11 protein-coding genes are annotated in these 15,139 nt (G+C 61.8%); 3 read left to right on the forward strand and 8 right to left on the reverse strand.

The features are described from left to right. Positions 1–82 precede the first annotated feature (82 nt). Positions 83–1,036 carry an aldo/keto reductase gene (locus AC2CGQ_RS01260; protein ID WP_015378734.1) on the forward strand — a complete coding sequence of 318 codons (954 nt, stop codon included), beginning with the start codon at positions 83–85 and terminating at the stop codon, positions 1,034–1,036. Between the two features lie 61 nt (positions 1,037–1,097). Then, positions 1,098–1,715: a pyridoxamine 5'-phosphate oxidase family protein gene (locus tag AC2CGQ_RS01265; RefSeq protein WP_004941582.1), complete on the forward strand. Its 618-nt coding sequence runs from the start codon at positions 1,098–1,100 to the stop codon at positions 1,713–1,715. On the opposite strand, the gene AC2CGQ_RS01270 is transcribed toward AC2CGQ_RS01265, so the two are convergent. Together AC2CGQ_RS01270 and yegD are read right to left on the reverse strand one after the other, a co-directional pair. Beyond that, positions 1,712–2,278 carry a GNAT family N-acetyltransferase gene (locus tag AC2CGQ_RS01270; protein ID WP_075684606.1) on the reverse strand — a complete coding sequence of 189 codons (567 nt, stop codon included), beginning with the start codon at positions 2,276–2,278 and terminating at the stop codon, positions 1,712–1,714. The genes AC2CGQ_RS01265 and AC2CGQ_RS01270 overlap by 4 nt on opposite strands. A gap of 49 nt (positions 2,279–2,327) precedes the next feature. After that, positions 2,328–3,680, reverse strand: coding sequence for a molecular chaperone (gene yegD / locus AC2CGQ_RS01275; protein ID WP_033632391.1), 1,353 nt, complete (start codon positions 3,678–3,680; stop codon positions 2,328–2,330). 164 nt (positions 3,681–3,844) lie between these two features. Here yegD and alkA point away from each other — a divergent pair, with 164 nt between their 5' ends. After that, on the forward strand, positions 3,845–5,335 hold the full coding sequence (gene alkA, locus AC2CGQ_RS01280) for a DNA-3-methyladenine glycosylase 2 (protein ID WP_099982101.1): 1,491 nt from the start codon (positions 3,845–3,847) through the stop codon (positions 5,333–5,335). 8 nt (positions 5,336–5,343) lie between these two features. Here alkA and AC2CGQ_RS01285 read toward each other — a convergent pair whose 3' ends face one another. The 6 genes from AC2CGQ_RS01285 to ppk1 form a co-directional block, all read right to left on the reverse strand. After that, positions 5,344–5,697, reverse strand: a complete 354-nt coding sequence (locus AC2CGQ_RS01285) for a DNA-binding protein (RefSeq protein WP_004941591.1) — start codon at positions 5,695–5,697, stop codon at positions 5,344–5,346. A 195-nt stretch (positions 5,698–5,892) separates the two neighbouring features. Further along, on the reverse strand, positions 5,893–9,222 hold the full coding sequence (locus AC2CGQ_RS01290; RefSeq protein WP_118891791.1) for a diguanylate cyclase: 3,330 nt from the start codon (positions 9,220–9,222) through the stop codon (positions 5,893–5,895). Positions 9,223–9,407: 185 nt separating this feature from the next. Beyond that, on the reverse strand, positions 9,408–10,841 hold the full coding sequence (mgtE, locus tag AC2CGQ_RS01295) for a magnesium transporter (RefSeq protein WP_015378729.1): 1,434 nt from the start codon (positions 10,839–10,841) through the stop codon (positions 9,408–9,410). Positions 10,842–10,944: 103 nt separating this feature from the next. Then, a complete protein-coding gene (locus tag AC2CGQ_RS01300; protein WP_004941600.1) occupies positions 10,945–11,127 on the reverse strand; it encodes a YfgG family protein in 183 nt (60 codons plus the stop codon). A gap of 181 nt (positions 11,128–11,308) precedes the next feature. Continuing rightward, complete coding sequence (ppx, locus tag AC2CGQ_RS01305) at positions 11,309–12,859, reverse strand: exopolyphosphatase (protein WP_004941603.1); 1,551 nt, start codon at positions 12,857–12,859, stop codon at positions 11,309–11,311. Between the two features lie 10 nt (positions 12,860–12,869). After that, positions 12,870–14,933: a polyphosphate kinase 1 gene (gene ppk1 / locus AC2CGQ_RS01310; RefSeq protein WP_004941606.1), complete on the reverse strand. Its 2,064-nt coding sequence runs from the start codon at positions 14,931–14,933 to the stop codon at positions 12,870–12,872. Between the last annotated feature and the right edge of the window lie 206 nt (positions 14,934–15,139).

Consider the following 15,139-nt stretch of genomic DNA (forward strand, 5'->3'; position numbering starts at 1 on the left):
TATAGCCAATACGTTTTAACGATTTCCTGCATTTGGCGCTAATAATTAACAGGCAAATCATTTAACCCATGGAGCCTTTGTGATGAGCAAGAAACAACTGGGCCGTTCGGGCATTCAGGTGCCGGCGTTGACCTTTGGCGGCAACGTGTTCGGCTGGACGGCGGATCAAGCGACCTCGTTCAATCTGCTGGATGCGCTGGTGGACAATCAGCTCAACTTTATCGATACCGCCGACGTTTATTCCAGCTGGGCGCCGGGCAACCGGGGCGGCGAATCGGAAACCGTCATCGGCGAATGGCTGAAGAAGAGCGGCAAGCGCGACCAGGTGATCATCGCCACCAAGGTGGGCAAACCGATGGGCGAAGGCAAACAGGGGCTGTCGCCGCGCTATATTCAGCAGGCGGTGGAAGATTCGCTGCGCCGTCTGCAAACCGATTATATCGATCTCTACCAGTCGCACGACGATGACCGCGATACGCCGCTGGAAGAGACGCTGGCGGCGTTCGATGCGCTGATCAAGGCCGGCAAGGTGCGGGCGATCGGCGCCTCCAACTATCAGGCGGATCGCCTGGAAGAAGCGCTGCGGGTGAGCGAAAGCAACGGATTGGCGCGCTACGAAACCCTGCAGCCGGAATACAATCTGTATGCGCGCGAAGGGTATGAAGCCGAGCTGGAAGGCGTGGCGCAGCGCCATGGTCTCGGGGTGATCAACTTCTTTGCGCTGGCCAGCGGCTTCCTGACCGGCAAATACCGCAGCAAAGCAGACGAGGGCAAAAGCCAGCGCGGCGATCGCATCGTCGAACGCTACCTGAACCCGCGCGGTTTCCGCATTCTGGCGGCGCTGGATCAGGTGGCAGGTAAACACGGCAGCTCTCCGGCGCAGGTCTCGCTGGCCTGGCTGATTGCGCGTCCGAGCATCACCGCGCCGATCGTCAGCGCCACCTCGTTGCCGCAGCTGGATGAGTTGGTCAGCGCCACCCGCCTGACGCTGGATGCGGACGACATTCAGACGCTGAACCACGCCAGCGCTGAGTAAGAGCCGCCGGCGATTTTGCTCTATGCTGAAGGGGTCAATATGACTTATTCAGGAAACTGCAATGTCTGGCGATATCATCAACGACCTCGCGGCGCTGGAACAGCTTTACGGCAAACCTGCCGCGCCCTCGGTTTTTAAAGAAGTCAGCTATATCCACCCGGCGTACCGTCCGTTTATCGAGGCGGCGCCGTTTGCCGCCCTCTCGACGGTCGGGCCGGACGGCATGGATGTCTCCCCGCGCGGCGATCCGGCCGGTTTTATCCAGATCGAAGACGAGAAAACCCTGCTGTTGCCGGACCGGCGCGGCAATAATCGCATCGATAGCCTGCGCAATATCCTGCACGATAACCGGGTGGCGCTGCTGTTGCTGATCCCCGGCATCGGCGAAACGCTGCGGATTAACGGGCGGGCGGAGATCGTGGTGGCGCCGGCGGTGTTGCAGCGCTTCGCCCACCGCAACCAGCTGCCGCGTTCGGTGCTGCGCATTCGGGTGGAGGCGGTGTTCTTCCAGTGCAGCCGGGCGATCTTGCGTTCGGGGTTGTGGGAAGAGGGCCGCCGCCTCGAACGTTCGGCGCTGCCCAGCCCCGGCCAAATCTTGGCCGCGGTGAGCCAAACGCGCTTCGACGGTGAGGAGTACGACAGCGCGCTGCCGCAGCGGCTGAAGGATACGCTGTATTAATCGCCGTGGCGTTCGCGCCACGTTTGCCGGTTAAGCCGGTACAAGACGTGCTGTTGCAGCGGATGGCCCGCCGGCAGGCGCGGGTGCAGGAAGGTTTCACCGTCGAAGCGCATACCGATGCGCGTCATCACCCGGCGCGACGGCTGGTTATCTTCGGCGGTGAAGGACACCACTTCCGGCAGGTGCAGCGTGTCGAAGGCGCACGCCAGCGCGGCGCGCGCCGCCTCAGCGGCGTAGCCGTTGCCCCAGTGAGCCGCCGCCAGCCGCCAGCCAATCTCCACGCAGGGGGAGCAGGGCAGGTCGTCACCCGGCCGCGCCAGCCCGACAAAGCCGATAAAAGGCGCGCCGTCTTTCACTTCCACCGCCCACAGCCCCCAGCCGTGTTGTTGCATGAAGGCGCGGATGCGTTCGGCCTGCGCGCGGCTTTCCTCGGCCGTCATCAGCGCCGGGAAATAGCGCATCACCTGCGGATCGGCGTTGAGCGCGGCGAAGGCCGGCAGATCGTCGTCACGCCAGGGGCGCAGCCGCAGCCTGGCGCTGTCGAGGGTAAGCAAGGTGGACATGATAGGGCCTCCAATAAACAAAGGCGCGGCGAGCCGCGCCCTTGGGCTGTCAACGGAACAGCGTTTGCGCCCAGCGCGCCAGCCCGGCGGTGACCGAGCCGAAGTCGTTGCCGCCGACGATCGGAATGCCCGGCAGCTGCTGTTGCAGCGCGGCGCGCAGCAGCGGTGAACGCGCGCTGCCGCCGGTCAGGTAGATCACCTGCGGCGCGGTCTGGCTGCTGGCCAATGCGGCGCTGACCTGCTCCTGGATGCGCATCAATGGCTGCGAGATGGCGTCGGCGAGCTGATCCTGGCTGATGCTCTCCGCCAGATCGGCCTGCACGAAATTGAGCGGCGCGCTGATGGCCGTTTGGCCGGACAGGGCTATCTTACTCTCTTCGGCCGCCCGCACCAGTCGGTAGCTCAGGCGCTGCTGGTACACTTTCAGCAGGCGTTTCACCTTTTCCGGCTCCGCCGCGTCGAGGATCAGATCGCGCAGCACGCGGCCGTTGGCGGCGCTGTAGAAGTCGTTTTGCGCCGGCACGTCGTTGGTCGCCACCGCGTTCCAGTAAGGCAGCGCCGGCAGGGCGATGCCCTTCGCGGTTTCGCCGCCGAGGCCGAACAGCGGCATCAGCTGTTTGAAGGCCAGCATGATGTCCAGATCGTTACCGCCGACCCGGCAGCCGCTGTGGCCCAGCAGGCTCTGCTGGCGATCGGCGCGGTCGCGCCACTGCGGCCCCATCAGCAGCACCGAGCAGTCGGTGGTGCCGCCGCCGATGTCCACCACCAGCACGGTTTGCTCTTCGCTCAGCGTCGCCTCGAAGTCCAGCCCCGCCGCCACCGGCTCGAACTGGAATTCAATGTCCTTGAAACCGGCGCGTTCGGCGGCGCGCTGCAAAATGCCCTGCGCCTGCCGGTTGGCTTCGTCGCCGCCGATGCCCTGGAAGTTGATCGGCCGGCCGATCACCGCCTGATCGATGCCGGTCTGCAGCACATTTTCCGCCTGGCGTTTGATGTGGAACATCATGGCGCACACCAGGTCTTCGAACAGCGCGATCTGCTGCGGCTTCAGGCCGTTGGCGCCGAGGAAGGATTTCGGCGAGCGCACGAAGTACACCTCTTCCGGATCTTCCATGTAGTGCGCCAGCGCCTGCAGGCCGAACAGCACGCTGTCGCCGTTGACCGGAATGTCTTCTTCGCGGTTGTAACTGATGGCGCGGCGCAGCAACTGCTGGTTTTCTTCGCTGCCGGTTGGGATCTGCCAATGGCGGTGCAGGCATTCGCTCACCGCTTCGCGGGTCGGCGCGCACAGCATCGAAGGCAGATAGGGCGCGTTGTTTTCCAGCGTCAACAGCTCGGGGCCGTGGTCGCGCATCACTGCAACGGAACAGTTGGCGGTCCCGTAATCGAATCCAATAAACATCTCTTTTTTGTCCCCATGCCAATGAAGGGGGGCGACTTTACCCGAGACGAGGCCGGCGGGCAATGCGCCAATGCGCGAGTGTCGAAAAATTTAGCGGGCGCGGCTGCGGCGTGCTTAACTTAATGTCCGAATTCCGCACGTCAGCACGCCAGCCGAGCCCCATAATGCAGAAAAAACCGACCCCGAGCGTTGCCATGAATACTCAACAGCAAGCGTTGTACGACGCGCTGCGCGCGCGTGACCGCAAATTCGACGGCCGTTTTTTCGTCGGCGTTTCCTCCACCGGCATTTATTGCCGCCCGGTGTGCAGCGCCCGCACGCCGAAGCTGGAAAACTGCACCTTTTATCCGAGCGCGGCGGCGGCAGAGTTGGCGGGATTTCGCCCCTGCCTCAAATGCCGGCCGGAGCTGGCGCCCGGTCTGGCGCTGATCGATCTGGGCAACCGCTATGCGCAGGTGGCAGTGCAGCTCATCGAGCAGGGGTATCTGTCTGAACACAGCTGCGAAGCGCTGGCGGCGCGGCTGGGCATTTCCGATCGCCATCTGAGGCGCATTTTCGCCGAACAGTTTGGCGCCTCACCGATCGATTACGCGCAGTCGCATCGGCTGCTGCAGGCCAAACGCCTGCTGGCGGACACCGATCTGCCGCTCAGCGAGGTGGCGTTCGCCGCCGGATTCGGCAGCCTGCGGCGTTTCAACGAGCTGTTCAAGGCGCGCTACCGCCTGATCCCGTCAGCGCTGCGCAGCGGCGGCGCGCGCGGTGAACGGGCCGCCGCCAGCGGGCTGGTGTTTCACCTGGGCTATCGGCCGCCCTATGACTGGGAGCGCATGCTGAATTTCTTGCAGGCGCGCGCCGTGCAGGGCGTGGAGCGGGTCGACGGACGCCGCTACCTGCGCTCGATCGCCGTCAGCCAGGGCGGCACGGAACACCGCGGCTGGGTCAGCGTGCAGCCGGAAGAAGCGCGCAATCGGGTTCGGGTAGAGATCGCGCCTGCGCTCAGTCTGGTGACGACGGAGGTGTTGCGCCGGGTGCGCCTGCTGTTTGATCTGGATGCCGCGCCGGACCGCATCAATGAGGCGCTGGGCTCGCTGGCGGCCGATGCGCCGGGATTGCGCCTGCCGGGCTGCGTGAACAGTTTCGAGCAGGCGGCGCGGGCGGTGCTGGGCCAGTTGGTCAGCGTAAAAATGGCGGCGACCTTCGCCGGGCGGATGGCTGAACGCTGGGGGGAAACCCTGGCGACGCCGTATGAGGGCATCACCCATGTCTTCCCCTCCGCAGAACGGGTGGCGCAGCTGCAGCCCGAAGAACTGCGCCCGCTCGGGGTGCAACTGAAGCGCGCGGCGGCGCTGATCGAGATCGCCCGCGCGCTGGGCGAAGGGCGGCTGCAGCTCGATAACGTGCTGGATATCGAACAGGGCATCGAGGCGCTGACCGCGCTGCCGGGCATCGGCAACTGGACCGCCAGCTATATCGCGATGCGCGCCTGGTCGTGGCCGGACGTGTTCCTGGCCGGTGATTACCTGATCAAACAGCGTTTTCCCGGCATGACGCCGCGCCAGATTGAACGCTACGCTGAACGTTGGCGCCCGTGGCGTTCTTACGCCACGCTGCATCTGTGGCACAACGACGGCTGGGCGCCGGAAGGGGAGAGTTGAACGCAGAGCTAGCGAGGGGTGTCGATCAGCTGCAGCAGGCGGCTCATGCCCTCGCGCATCAGGAACGCCAGCAGCTTTTCCCGCTCGGCCGGCGTCAGGTGGTAGTAATACTCGATCCAGACCCGTATCGGATCCTGGCGTTTGACGTCGTAATCCGGATGGTCGGTTTCGCGCAACGCCGACAGGCTGCGCGCGCCGAACGGCAGACTGTCGATATGGTATTCCAGCGCTTTGCCCTGTACGCCGCTGCGGCGGCGGCTGACCCAGCCTTCACGCCGGGCCATCAAATTGACCCCTTGCGGAGTTGAAGGCAACCCCGCCTTACCCATCAGTTCCCTGGCGGAAAACCATTTCTTTTCCATAGTCCCTTATCCCTGAGCCATCACATGCCGAGGAAAATCAACGGATACGCTGATAGTCGCATGGGCGCTTCATCTTACTTAATCGTTTAAGCTTCAGGTGTTATTTATATCACTAATCTTGTCTTGGTTAATATCATGTAACGAACGAGATGCGAGGCGCCGCCTGGGAGACGGCGCCTGAGAGGGGGGAGAAGGTTAACGGATGCCGAAATAGCCGTCGCTGAGCAACACCGCCAGCGGCTGCTCCAGCGCCACCTGGTCGCCGTCCGCCAGATCGACGCCGATGTCGCGCAGCGCCTGCAGCGTCACCGGCTGGTGAGCCGGCCCGGCGAAGGTCTGCGCTTTAATGCGATGCGCCGCGCCGTTGAGCATCGAGACCATCAGCTCGTCCATCTGGTTGCAGTGCACGTTGGTGATAAAGCGCTCATCGATGCGAATGATGTCGATCTTCTGATCGCTGAGTTCATCGAACGCATTGATGTTATGTCCGAAGCCGTTGACGATCAGCCGGCAGCCCTGCTGCTGCAGTTCGCGGAGAAATGCCCGACACTGTGCGGCGTGCTCCAGTATCGCGGCCTCATCGACGCTGAACAGCAGCGCCTGCGGCGGCAGCGAGGAAGCGCGCACCGTTTCCGTCAGGTAGCGCTGGAAGTCGGCGCTCAGCAGGCTGTCGATGGCCAGCGGCAGCGCGAGCGACAGCCCTTTGCGTTTGATGTCGTCGGCATATTTCACCAGCAGTTGCGCCGCCGTCCAGCGGTCGATGTCCGGCATCAGGCCGTACAGCTGCGCGGCGGTGATGAACGCCTCGTGCGACAGCGGGCGCTCGTCCGGCGCCATCACCTGCAGCTTCACCTGGTGAAACGCGGCCGACAGCGGCGTCGCCGGCGGCGCGACCGCATGAGTCAGCAGCCGCAGTTGCCCCTCGCTGATGATCGTCTGCACTTCCTGCTGGCTCAGTACCTCGTGTTGCCGCTCCAGCAGCTGTTTCTGCCGCGTTTCGTACAGATAAACCTGGCCGCGCCCCTGGTGCTTGGCGGTATAGCAGGCGATATCGGCCTGCGCCAACAGTTCGCTGCTTTTGGCGTCGGCACTGATGCGCGTGATGCCGGCGCTGGCGCCGACGCGATAAATCTTCCCTTCCCAATAGAACGGGTGCTGGCTGATTTGATTAACCACTTGCTGCACCAGCGATTTGGCCTGTTCCAGCCGGCAGTCGTACAGGATCAGACCGAACTCGTCGCCGCCCAAACGCGCCAGGCAGTCGCTGCCGCGCAGTTGGTGCCGCATCAGCTGGGCGATATCCCGCAGCAGGGCATCTCCCGCCGCATGGCCGGCGGTGTCGTTCACCGCCTTGAACCGATCCAGATCGAGGAACACCAGCGAATGCGGCGACGACGGTTCCCCGCCGGCGACGATCGCCGCTTTCAGCTGTTTCTCGAAGCGGGTGCGGTTCGGCAATCCGGTCAGCGCATCGTGCGAGGCGCTGTAGCTGAGTTTTTTCATCAGCTCGCGCGAGGCGGTGACGTCCTGCAGCACCATCACCGCGCCCATGGTTTCCCCGTCGAGGGTTTTCAGCGGTGAGACCGACTGCTGTACGTCGAAATAACGCCCGTCGCGGCTGTGCAGCACCAGCGCATAATCCGCCGGCCATTGCCGTGGGTATTGCGTGAGGTTTTCGATTTCCGGGCCGTCTTTGCCGTTGGTCAGGCGCACCACGCCGGCGACGGGCATACCGATCGCCAGGTCGAGTGGCCAGCCGCACATCTGTTCCGCCACCGGATTCATAAAGGTGATGCGCAGGTGGCTGTCGGTGGAGATCACCCCTTCGCCGATGGCGTCGAGGGTGATGTGCAGGCGCTCTTTCTCTTCGTGCAGCGCCTCGGCGAGGCTCTTGAGCTCGGTCATGTCGATATTGGTGCCGATCAGGCGCAGCGGCCGGCCCTGATCGTCGAGGATCACGTTGCCCTGGCCTCGGATATGGCGCACTTTGCCGCTGCGCGTAGTGATGCGAAATTCCATGACGAACGGTCGCGGCTGCGCCAGGATCTCGGCCAGCTCGCGATCGGTACGCTCGCGATCTTCCGGCACCAGCAGGGTGCGCCACAACGCCAGCGTCGGCGTTTGGTCGGGGGGGAGATCGTAGAGTTCGAACATGCGCTGATCCCAGGTGAAGTTTTCCTGGCTCATCACCCATTCCCAGATACCGACGCCGCCCACCTGGTTGGCCAGCGTGATGCGCTCCACCAACCGGTTGTTCTCCGCCTCGCTGCGCTTAAGGTCGCTGATATCCTCCACCTGAGAGATGAAGTACAACGGCCGGCCTTCGCCGTCGCGCACCAGCGAGACCGCCAGCAGCGCCCAGACCGTCTGCCCGTCGCTGCGGATATAGCGCTTCTCCATGGTGTAGCTGCTGATATGGCCGTCGAGCAGTTCGTGCAGTTGGGTCAGGTCGGCGTTCAGATCGTCCGGGTGGGTGATCTCTTGAAAGGTCAGGCGATAAAGTCTTTCGGGCGGATAGCCGAGCAGCTTGCACAGCGCCTGATTGACCTGCAGCCATTTGCCCTCCGGCGACACCAGCGCCATGCCGATGGCGGAATACTCCAGCGCGCTGCGAAAGCGGCTTTCGCTCTCGACGATATGTTGCTTTTCCACCCGGAAGGTGTGCATCACCATCGCCATGGCGTGCGCCGGGATCAGGATCAGCAACATCGGCAGATAGAGGCCGAGTTCGCCCAGGAAAGTGTGCTGGGAAGACTGAAGGTGCAGCAGACCCAGCGACAGCAGGACGGTGATCAGCAGGAGAGTGCAGAAACAGACGGTGAAGGTTTCGAAGCGCGACAGGGCGATAGCCGCCCACAGCAGCGGCAGGATGACGAAGGTAAAGGGGAAGGGCAGATGCGTCAGCGCCAGATAGCTGAAGGCCAGCGAGCCCATCAGGGTCAACAGCAGCGGATACGGATTCAGCCCGGCCAACAGACGGCGGTGATAGGTGAGCCCGAGCGGCGCCAGCGACAGCACCCCTATCGCTTCAGAGATGAACCAGGTGCCGAACGATTGCCAAAACGTCAGGTCCGGCGTGGGGGTTAGTCCGGCGGCCAGCAGCGCGCTGAACAACGGGGTAAAGATCACCGCGCAGACCACGAAGCGCAGCCAACAGCCCAGATCGCTCAGCGGATCGATCGCCGGCAGCGTGCGGCGCAGCAGCAGAGCGCACACTGCCGCTTCCAGCAGGTTGATGGCGGCCAGCTTGACCGGAATGGCGCTGAAGCCGAACAGCAGGAAGCTGGCGAGTACGATGCCTGTGCCGCTGGCCAGCAGCGGCAAACCCCAATGACGCGGAGGATGGCGATACAGCACGGCGATCGCGGCGGCGGTCGGGAACCACAGCGGCGTGAAGTGATGAGCCTCACTGGATAACGACAGGCTCAGCAAGGCGAGCAAAAATGTCGCCAGCGCCACGAACAGAGAATGTGTCAGCATAACGCCTTTGTGTGTGCCGAACGCGTTCGGCGCGCTGATATCCATAGACATCCTTACCGATGACCTCTGCCTGTGATTGGATTCATGACGTGGATGAATCAAGATGATTTATTGAAAAAGGGTAGTACAGCGCGGGAGGAAAACCTATCGGGAGGGCCGACTTTACTGCGTTAGCGCAAACCCGGCGACAGAATGACGAAAAAGCCGGCGCGGGGCCGGCTTTGAGCGTCTTACAGCAGGAACAGGGTGGCGAGGCCGAGGAAGATGAAAAAGCCGCCGGTATCGGTCAGCGCGGTGATGAGCACGCTCGAGCCGACCGCCGGATCGCGGCCCAGTTTGAGCATGGTCATCGGGATCACCACGCCCATCAGCGCCGCCAGCAGCAGGTTGAGCAGCATCGCCAGCGTCATCACGCCGCCCATCGCCGCGTCGCCGTACAGCAGCCAGGTGATCACGCCCATGATGCCGCCCCACACCACGCCGTTGATGATGGCGACGCCCAGCTCTCTGAGCATCAGGCGCGAGATGTTGCCGACTTCGATCTGGTGCAGCGCCAGCGCGCGCACGATCATGGTGATGGTCTGGTTGCCGGTGTTGCCGCCGATGCCGGCGACGATCGGCATCAGCGCCGCCAGCGCCACCAGCTGGGAAATGGTGTGCTCGAACAGGCCGATCACCCGCGAGGCGACAAACGCGGTGCAGAGGTTGATCGCCAGCCAGGCCCAGCGGGTTTTAACCGCCTTGCTGACCGGGGCGAACACGTCTTCTTCCGGGCTCAAACCGCCCATGCGGCGCAGGTTGGTGTCGCTCTCTTCGTTGACGGCGTCGACGATCTCTTCGATGGTCAGGCGGCCCATCAGTTTGCCCTTGGCGTCAACCACCGGGGCGCTGATCAGGTCGTAACGTTCGAATGCGCCGGCCGCTTCATCGGCCTTGTCCTCAGGCTGAAAGGTGGCGGGATCGCTGTCCATCACTTCGCGTACCGGGATCTCCGGGTCGTTCAGCAGCACCGCGGTGAGCGGCAGTTCGCCCAGCAGGGTGTTTTTGCGATCGGTGACGAACAGTTTATCGGTGGCGTCGGGAATGGTTTTGCGCATGCGCAAAAAACGGTGCACCGCGCCGAGCGTGACGTCCGGCCGCACCGTCACCAGTTCGAAATCCATCATCCAGCCGACGCTGTCTTTGGCGTACTGGCTCATCTCGCGCACCTGGGCGCGCTGCTCCGGCTCCAGCGAGGTCAGCAACCGGCCCATCAGGTTACGCGGCAGGTATTGCGCCAGGTAGGCCTGTTCGTCCACGTCCAGCGTTTTGATCGCTTTGAGCAGGTCTTTGTCGCTCATTTCTTCGATCAGGCTGTCCCAGACCGGTTCGGCGACTTCCACCAGCGTCTGGCCGCGCTTGCTGTTGCCCACCAGCCGCCACAGCGCCATACGTTCGTCCTGCGGCAGCGCCTCCAGCAGGTCCGCCAGGTCGGCGGCGTGCATGTCGTCCAGCAGGCCGGTGATTTCCGCCGTTTGGTTCAGCAGTTCGCTTTGGCTGAGGGCGTGTTCATCCCCTGGCCGGCCGAGAATGCCGTCGACCAATTCCTTATTGTTCAACAGCAGAGTGAGAATGCGCTGGCGGTGTTCAGCGACTTTTTTGACGTTATGGGTTGCGGCTGACATGGTGTTCCTTAACGGGCGCTCGGCGTTCCTGACGCAGGCTCATTAAAAGATAGAGCATAGCGAGTGCCGGAGTCATTTTTATGAAACGGACGGGGCGCGGCGGTTATTCAGAGGAGGCGTCCTGTTGCGGCGCGCTGACTTCGGCGGCGTTTTGCGCAGCGGCCTGTTTTTTTTCCTGATGATGAGGCACCGCCACCACGGCGGCGTACAGCAGTCGGCCGACTAAAATGATAAAGCTGATAAACAACACTATCTTCGTCATCTGTCCGGTGGTTTTCTTGCGCATATATCACCCGGTATGCCGGTGTCCTGTGTTATTCGCTCGAGAATTTGTAACCGGATTTTAGGCGCTGATGACAAAAGTTGTCCATTTTTTTCCGGCGAGCGGCGCGGCGTATTAGGGTTTCGTTTAGGTTGGCGGAGCGAGGGCGGAAAGAAAAACCCCCTGGCTGGCAGGGGGCGGGGGATCAGGCGGAGCGCTGTTCGTCTTGCGAGCCTTCTTCGTCGATCAGCAGCTTCCAGCCGACGACGTCGTTCCAGTAGGCCTGCTCGCGCTCGAAGTCCAGCTGCACCAGGTTGTTTTGCGCCAGGTAGCCGGCCGGGAAGCGCAGCGTCCAGTGGTTGTCGTCGGTGGTCAGGCGCAGCGTTTCCGGCGTGGTGGTCGACTGGCGCTGGTTGTTGAGCAGGGTGCTCAGACGCAGCAGTTGGATCAGCGGCAGGTAGTGTTTCTTTTTGAACAGGTTGAGGCGCGGCAGCTCTTCCAGCTTGATCGCCTTGCGGTGGAAACGCACCAGCGCCGCCAACAGCAGCTGCTGTTCCTGGTTGAAGCCAGGCAGGTTGGAGTTTTGCAGAATGTAGGCCGAATGGCGATGCATGCCGCTGTGGTTGATGCTCAGCCCCACTTCGTGCAGCATGGCGGCCCATTTCAGCAGGGCTTCCAATTGCGGATGCACCAGCTTGGTGTTTTGCGCCATCCACTGCGAATAGAGCAGTTCGGTGGTTTCCAGCACCCGCTTGGCCTGTTCGCGGTCGATGTTGTAGTGATCGGCCAAGCTTTTGGCGGTGCGGCTGCGGATGTCCTGGTGGCGGAAGCGGCCTTCCATTTCATACAGCACGCCTTCGCGCAGTGCGCCGTCGGACAAGCGTAGATCGCGGATCGCCAGCGCATCGAACACGCCGCACAGGATAGCCAGCCCCGGCACGAACACCGATTGGCGATCTTCCGACAGCCCCGGCAGGCTCAGTGAGCCGAAGCTTTTGAACTGCAGCACTTGTTCGGCGAGCATTTCCAGGCGTTCGAGGGTGATCAGACCGTCTTTTTCGCCCATCGCCACCAGCACTTCGTGGGCGGCCTTGATGGTGCCCGAGGCGCCCAGCGCATACTGCCAGCCCTGAATGCGGTACTGCCAGGCCAGCGTTTCCAGCTTCTGCGCCGCCGCCAGCCGCGCGCGGCGGAAGTTGTTTTTGCTGATCTCGCCGCCGGGGAAGAACAGCTGGGCGAAGCTGACGCAGCCCATGCGGCGGCTTTCCGCCAGCAGCGGCTCGAAGTCTTCGCCGATCACCAGCTCGGTGGAGCCGCCGCCGATGTCGATCACCAGCTTGCGGCCTTTCTCCGGTTGAGTGTGCTCCACGCCCATGAAGATCAGGCGCGCTTCTTCCTGGCCGGCGATGATTTCGATCGGGTAGGGGATCACTTTGGCGGCGCGCTTGAGGAACACTTCAGCGTTCACCGCCTGGCGCAGGGTATGGGTCCCGACGATGGTGACGTTATCCGCCGGGAAGCCCTGCAGCCGTTCGGCAAACAGCGCCAGGCAGGCCAGGCCGCGTTCTATCGCCTCTTCACTGAGTACGTTGTTGCTGTCCAATCCGTCGGCGAGGTGCACCCGCTGTTTTAAACGGCCCAATACCTGTAAGGCGCCGTTGACGACGCGGGCGATCACCATGTGGAAACTGTTCGACCCGAGGTCGATGGCGGCGATTTCCTGCGGTTTGTTCGTTGCAGTGTTTTTTAGCGGCATAGTTGCTGGCCTACTGTCCTGGTTGTTCCAGAGCTTTTAAATACTCGTAAATAGCCACCTGGGCGCGCACTTTGCGGCGGTTGCCGCGCGGCACGTACTGGTTGCTCAGTTCTTTATCCACATAACGGGCCTTGACCGTATCGCTGAACAGGATCTCCAGAATGTCCAGAACGCGCTGTTTCAGCGCCGGATCCAGCAGCGATACCGCCACTTCGATACGGTAATCTATGTTGCGGGTCATCCAGTCGGCGGAGGACAGATACACCCGTTTGTCACCTTTGTTGTCGAAAACGTAAACCCGATCGTGTTCCAAAAAGCGATCGACGATGCTGATCACCTGAATATTGTCGCTGATCCCCGGCAGGTTGGGAATCAGGGAACACATGCCCCGCACCAGCAGACGGATCTTCACGCCGGCGCCGGACGCGGTATATAACCGATCTACCAGCCCTTTATCCACCAGATTATTTATTTTCAACATAATGCCGGCCTGTTCCCCGGCCTGGGCGTTGGCGATTTCGTTGTCGATCAGCTCATACAACTTCAGGCGCGAGTTCTGCGGCGACACCATCAGGTTATCGAAGGTGACCGGGCGGTAGGGGTTCTCGATAAAGTTGAATACCCGGCGTACCTCGTTGGTGATGCGCGAGTCGGCGGTCAACAGCGAATAGTCGGTGTAGATGCGCGCGGTTTTTTCGTTAAAGTTGCCGGTACCGATATGAGCATAGCGCACAATTTCATCGCCTTCACGGCGTGAAATCAGGAACAGTTTGGCATGGATTTTCAGCCCCGGCGCCGAGAAGATCACGTGCACGCCGGCCTCGGTCAGGCGCTTCGCCCAATGAATGTTGGCCTCTTCGTCGAAGCGCGCCTGCAGCTCGACCACCACCGTGACTTTTTTGCCATTGTGCGCGGCGTGGATCATCGATTCGATGATGCGCGAGTCTTTCGCCACCCGGTAGATGTTGATTTTGATCGCCAACACGCTCGGATCGAACGACGCCTGGCGCAGCAGCTCCAGCACGTGTTCAAAGGTGTGGTACGGGTAGTAGAGCAGCACGTCCTTTTCGCGAATGGCGTCGAAGCCGTTGCGGAAACCGTCGAACCAGATGTGGCGCAGGCGCGGCAGCGGCTTGTTGACCAGGTTGGCCTTGCCGACGTTCGGGAAGCTGATGAAATCTTTAAAGTTGTGGTAACGGCCGCCGGCGATCACCGAATCGTAGTTGGAGATGCCCAGCTTGCCGCGCAGCAGCTCTACCATCTCGTTCGGCATGTCGCGCTGATAAACGAAGCGCACCGGCTCGGCGGTGAGGCGCTGTTTCAGGCTGGAGGACATCAGTTCCAGCAGGCTGGATTCCATTTCGGTGACCAGATCGTATTCGGCGTCACGGGTCATCTTCATCGAATAGGCGTTGAGCGCGTCGTAGTCAAAGAAGCCCTTGAAGATATCGTCCAGGCAGTAACGCAGGATGTTGTCGAGCAGGATCATCGGCTTACGGCGGCGCGGCGCTTCCGGCGGCAGATTGACGAAGCGCGGCACCTTGTCCGACGGGATTTCCAGCAGCGCATAGTCGATGCGCGCGCCGCGGATGATCTCCACCGCCAGATAGGTGTAATCGTCTTTCAGGAACTGCACCAGGTTGGTGTCGTGGTTGATCAGGATCGGCGTGATGTGCTGGCGCAGGTGCTGTTTGAAATATTGCCGCAGCCAGATTTGCTGGTTCTCGGACACCTGGCGTTCGTTGATCAGGAAGATCTGGTTGCGCGCCATTTCCAGCAGCAGATCGTTGTACAGACCGTCGAACTCCTGATCGGTTTTCAGCACCTTGGCCTGGATCTTTTTCAGCAGATGGCGTGAGGAACCGGCGGAGCCTTGCTCTTCGCTGATCAGGATGCGCCGTTTGAGATCGGCGAAGCGGACTTTATAGAACTCGTCGAGGTTGTTGGAGTAAATGCCCAGAAAACGCATACGTTCAATCAGGGGATTGCTCTTATCTGCGGCTTCCTGCAACACGCGCTCATTAAAGGATAACCAGCTTAGTTCTTTTTCGATGTAGAGCTTTTCCTGACCCATTGCCACTCCAGTTCAAATTTAGAATAGGATCCGGGACGCAGCGCCCGGATGCCGCTCTAGTGTCCTTCATCATTATTGCGAGAGATTGACAGGAAAGTCCAACATATCCATTGCGTTGGCGCGCGGCGTTTTTCGGCGGCAATAAATTTTCCCCGCGGCGGGATGCCCGGCAGTGAAACGATCAGCATGAAATGACGGTTAGCAGG

This window comes from Serratia sp. DFXYC6 (assembly GCF_057196085.1).

Excerpts from the sequence above, each read along its gene's own strand:
- AC2CGQ_RS01260 (WP_015378734.1), top strand. The coding sequence starts at position 83 with ATGAGCAAGAAACAACTGGGCCGTTCGGGCATTCAGGTGCCGGCGTTG.
- AC2CGQ_RS01265 (WP_004941582.1), top strand. The coding sequence starts at position 1,098 with ATGTCTGGCGATATCATCAACGACCTCGCGGCGCTGGAACAGCTTTAC.
- AC2CGQ_RS01270 (WP_075684606.1), bottom strand. The coding sequence starts at position 2,278 with ATGTCCACCTTGCTTACCCTCGACAGCGCCAGGCTGCGGCTGCGCCCC.
- yegD (WP_033632391.1), bottom strand. The coding sequence starts at position 3,680 with ATGTTTATTGGATTCGATTACGGGACCGCCAACTGTTCCGTTGCAGTG.
- alkA (WP_099982101.1), top strand. The coding sequence starts at position 3,845 with ATGCAGAAAAAACCGACCCCGAGCGTTGCCATGAATACTCAACAGCAA.
- AC2CGQ_RS01285 (WP_004941591.1), bottom strand. The coding sequence starts at position 5,697 with ATGGAAAAGAAATGGTTTTCCGCCAGGGAACTGATGGGTAAGGCGGGG.
- AC2CGQ_RS01290 (WP_118891791.1), bottom strand. The coding sequence starts at position 9,222 with ATGGATATCAGCGCGCCGAACGCGTTCGGCACACACAAAGGCGTTATG.
- mgtE (WP_015378729.1), bottom strand. The coding sequence starts at position 10,841 with ATGTCAGCCGCAACCCATAACGTCAAAAAAGTCGCTGAACACCGCCAG.
- AC2CGQ_RS01300 (WP_004941600.1), bottom strand. The coding sequence starts at position 11,127 with ATGCGCAAGAAAACCACCGGACAGATGACGAAGATAGTGTTGTTTATC.
- ppx (WP_004941603.1), bottom strand. The coding sequence starts at position 12,859 with ATGCCGCTAAAAAACACTGCAACGAACAAACCGCAGGAAATCGCCGCC.
- ppk1 (WP_004941606.1), bottom strand. The coding sequence starts at position 14,933 with ATGGGTCAGGAAAAGCTCTACATCGAAAAAGAACTAAGCTGGTTATCC.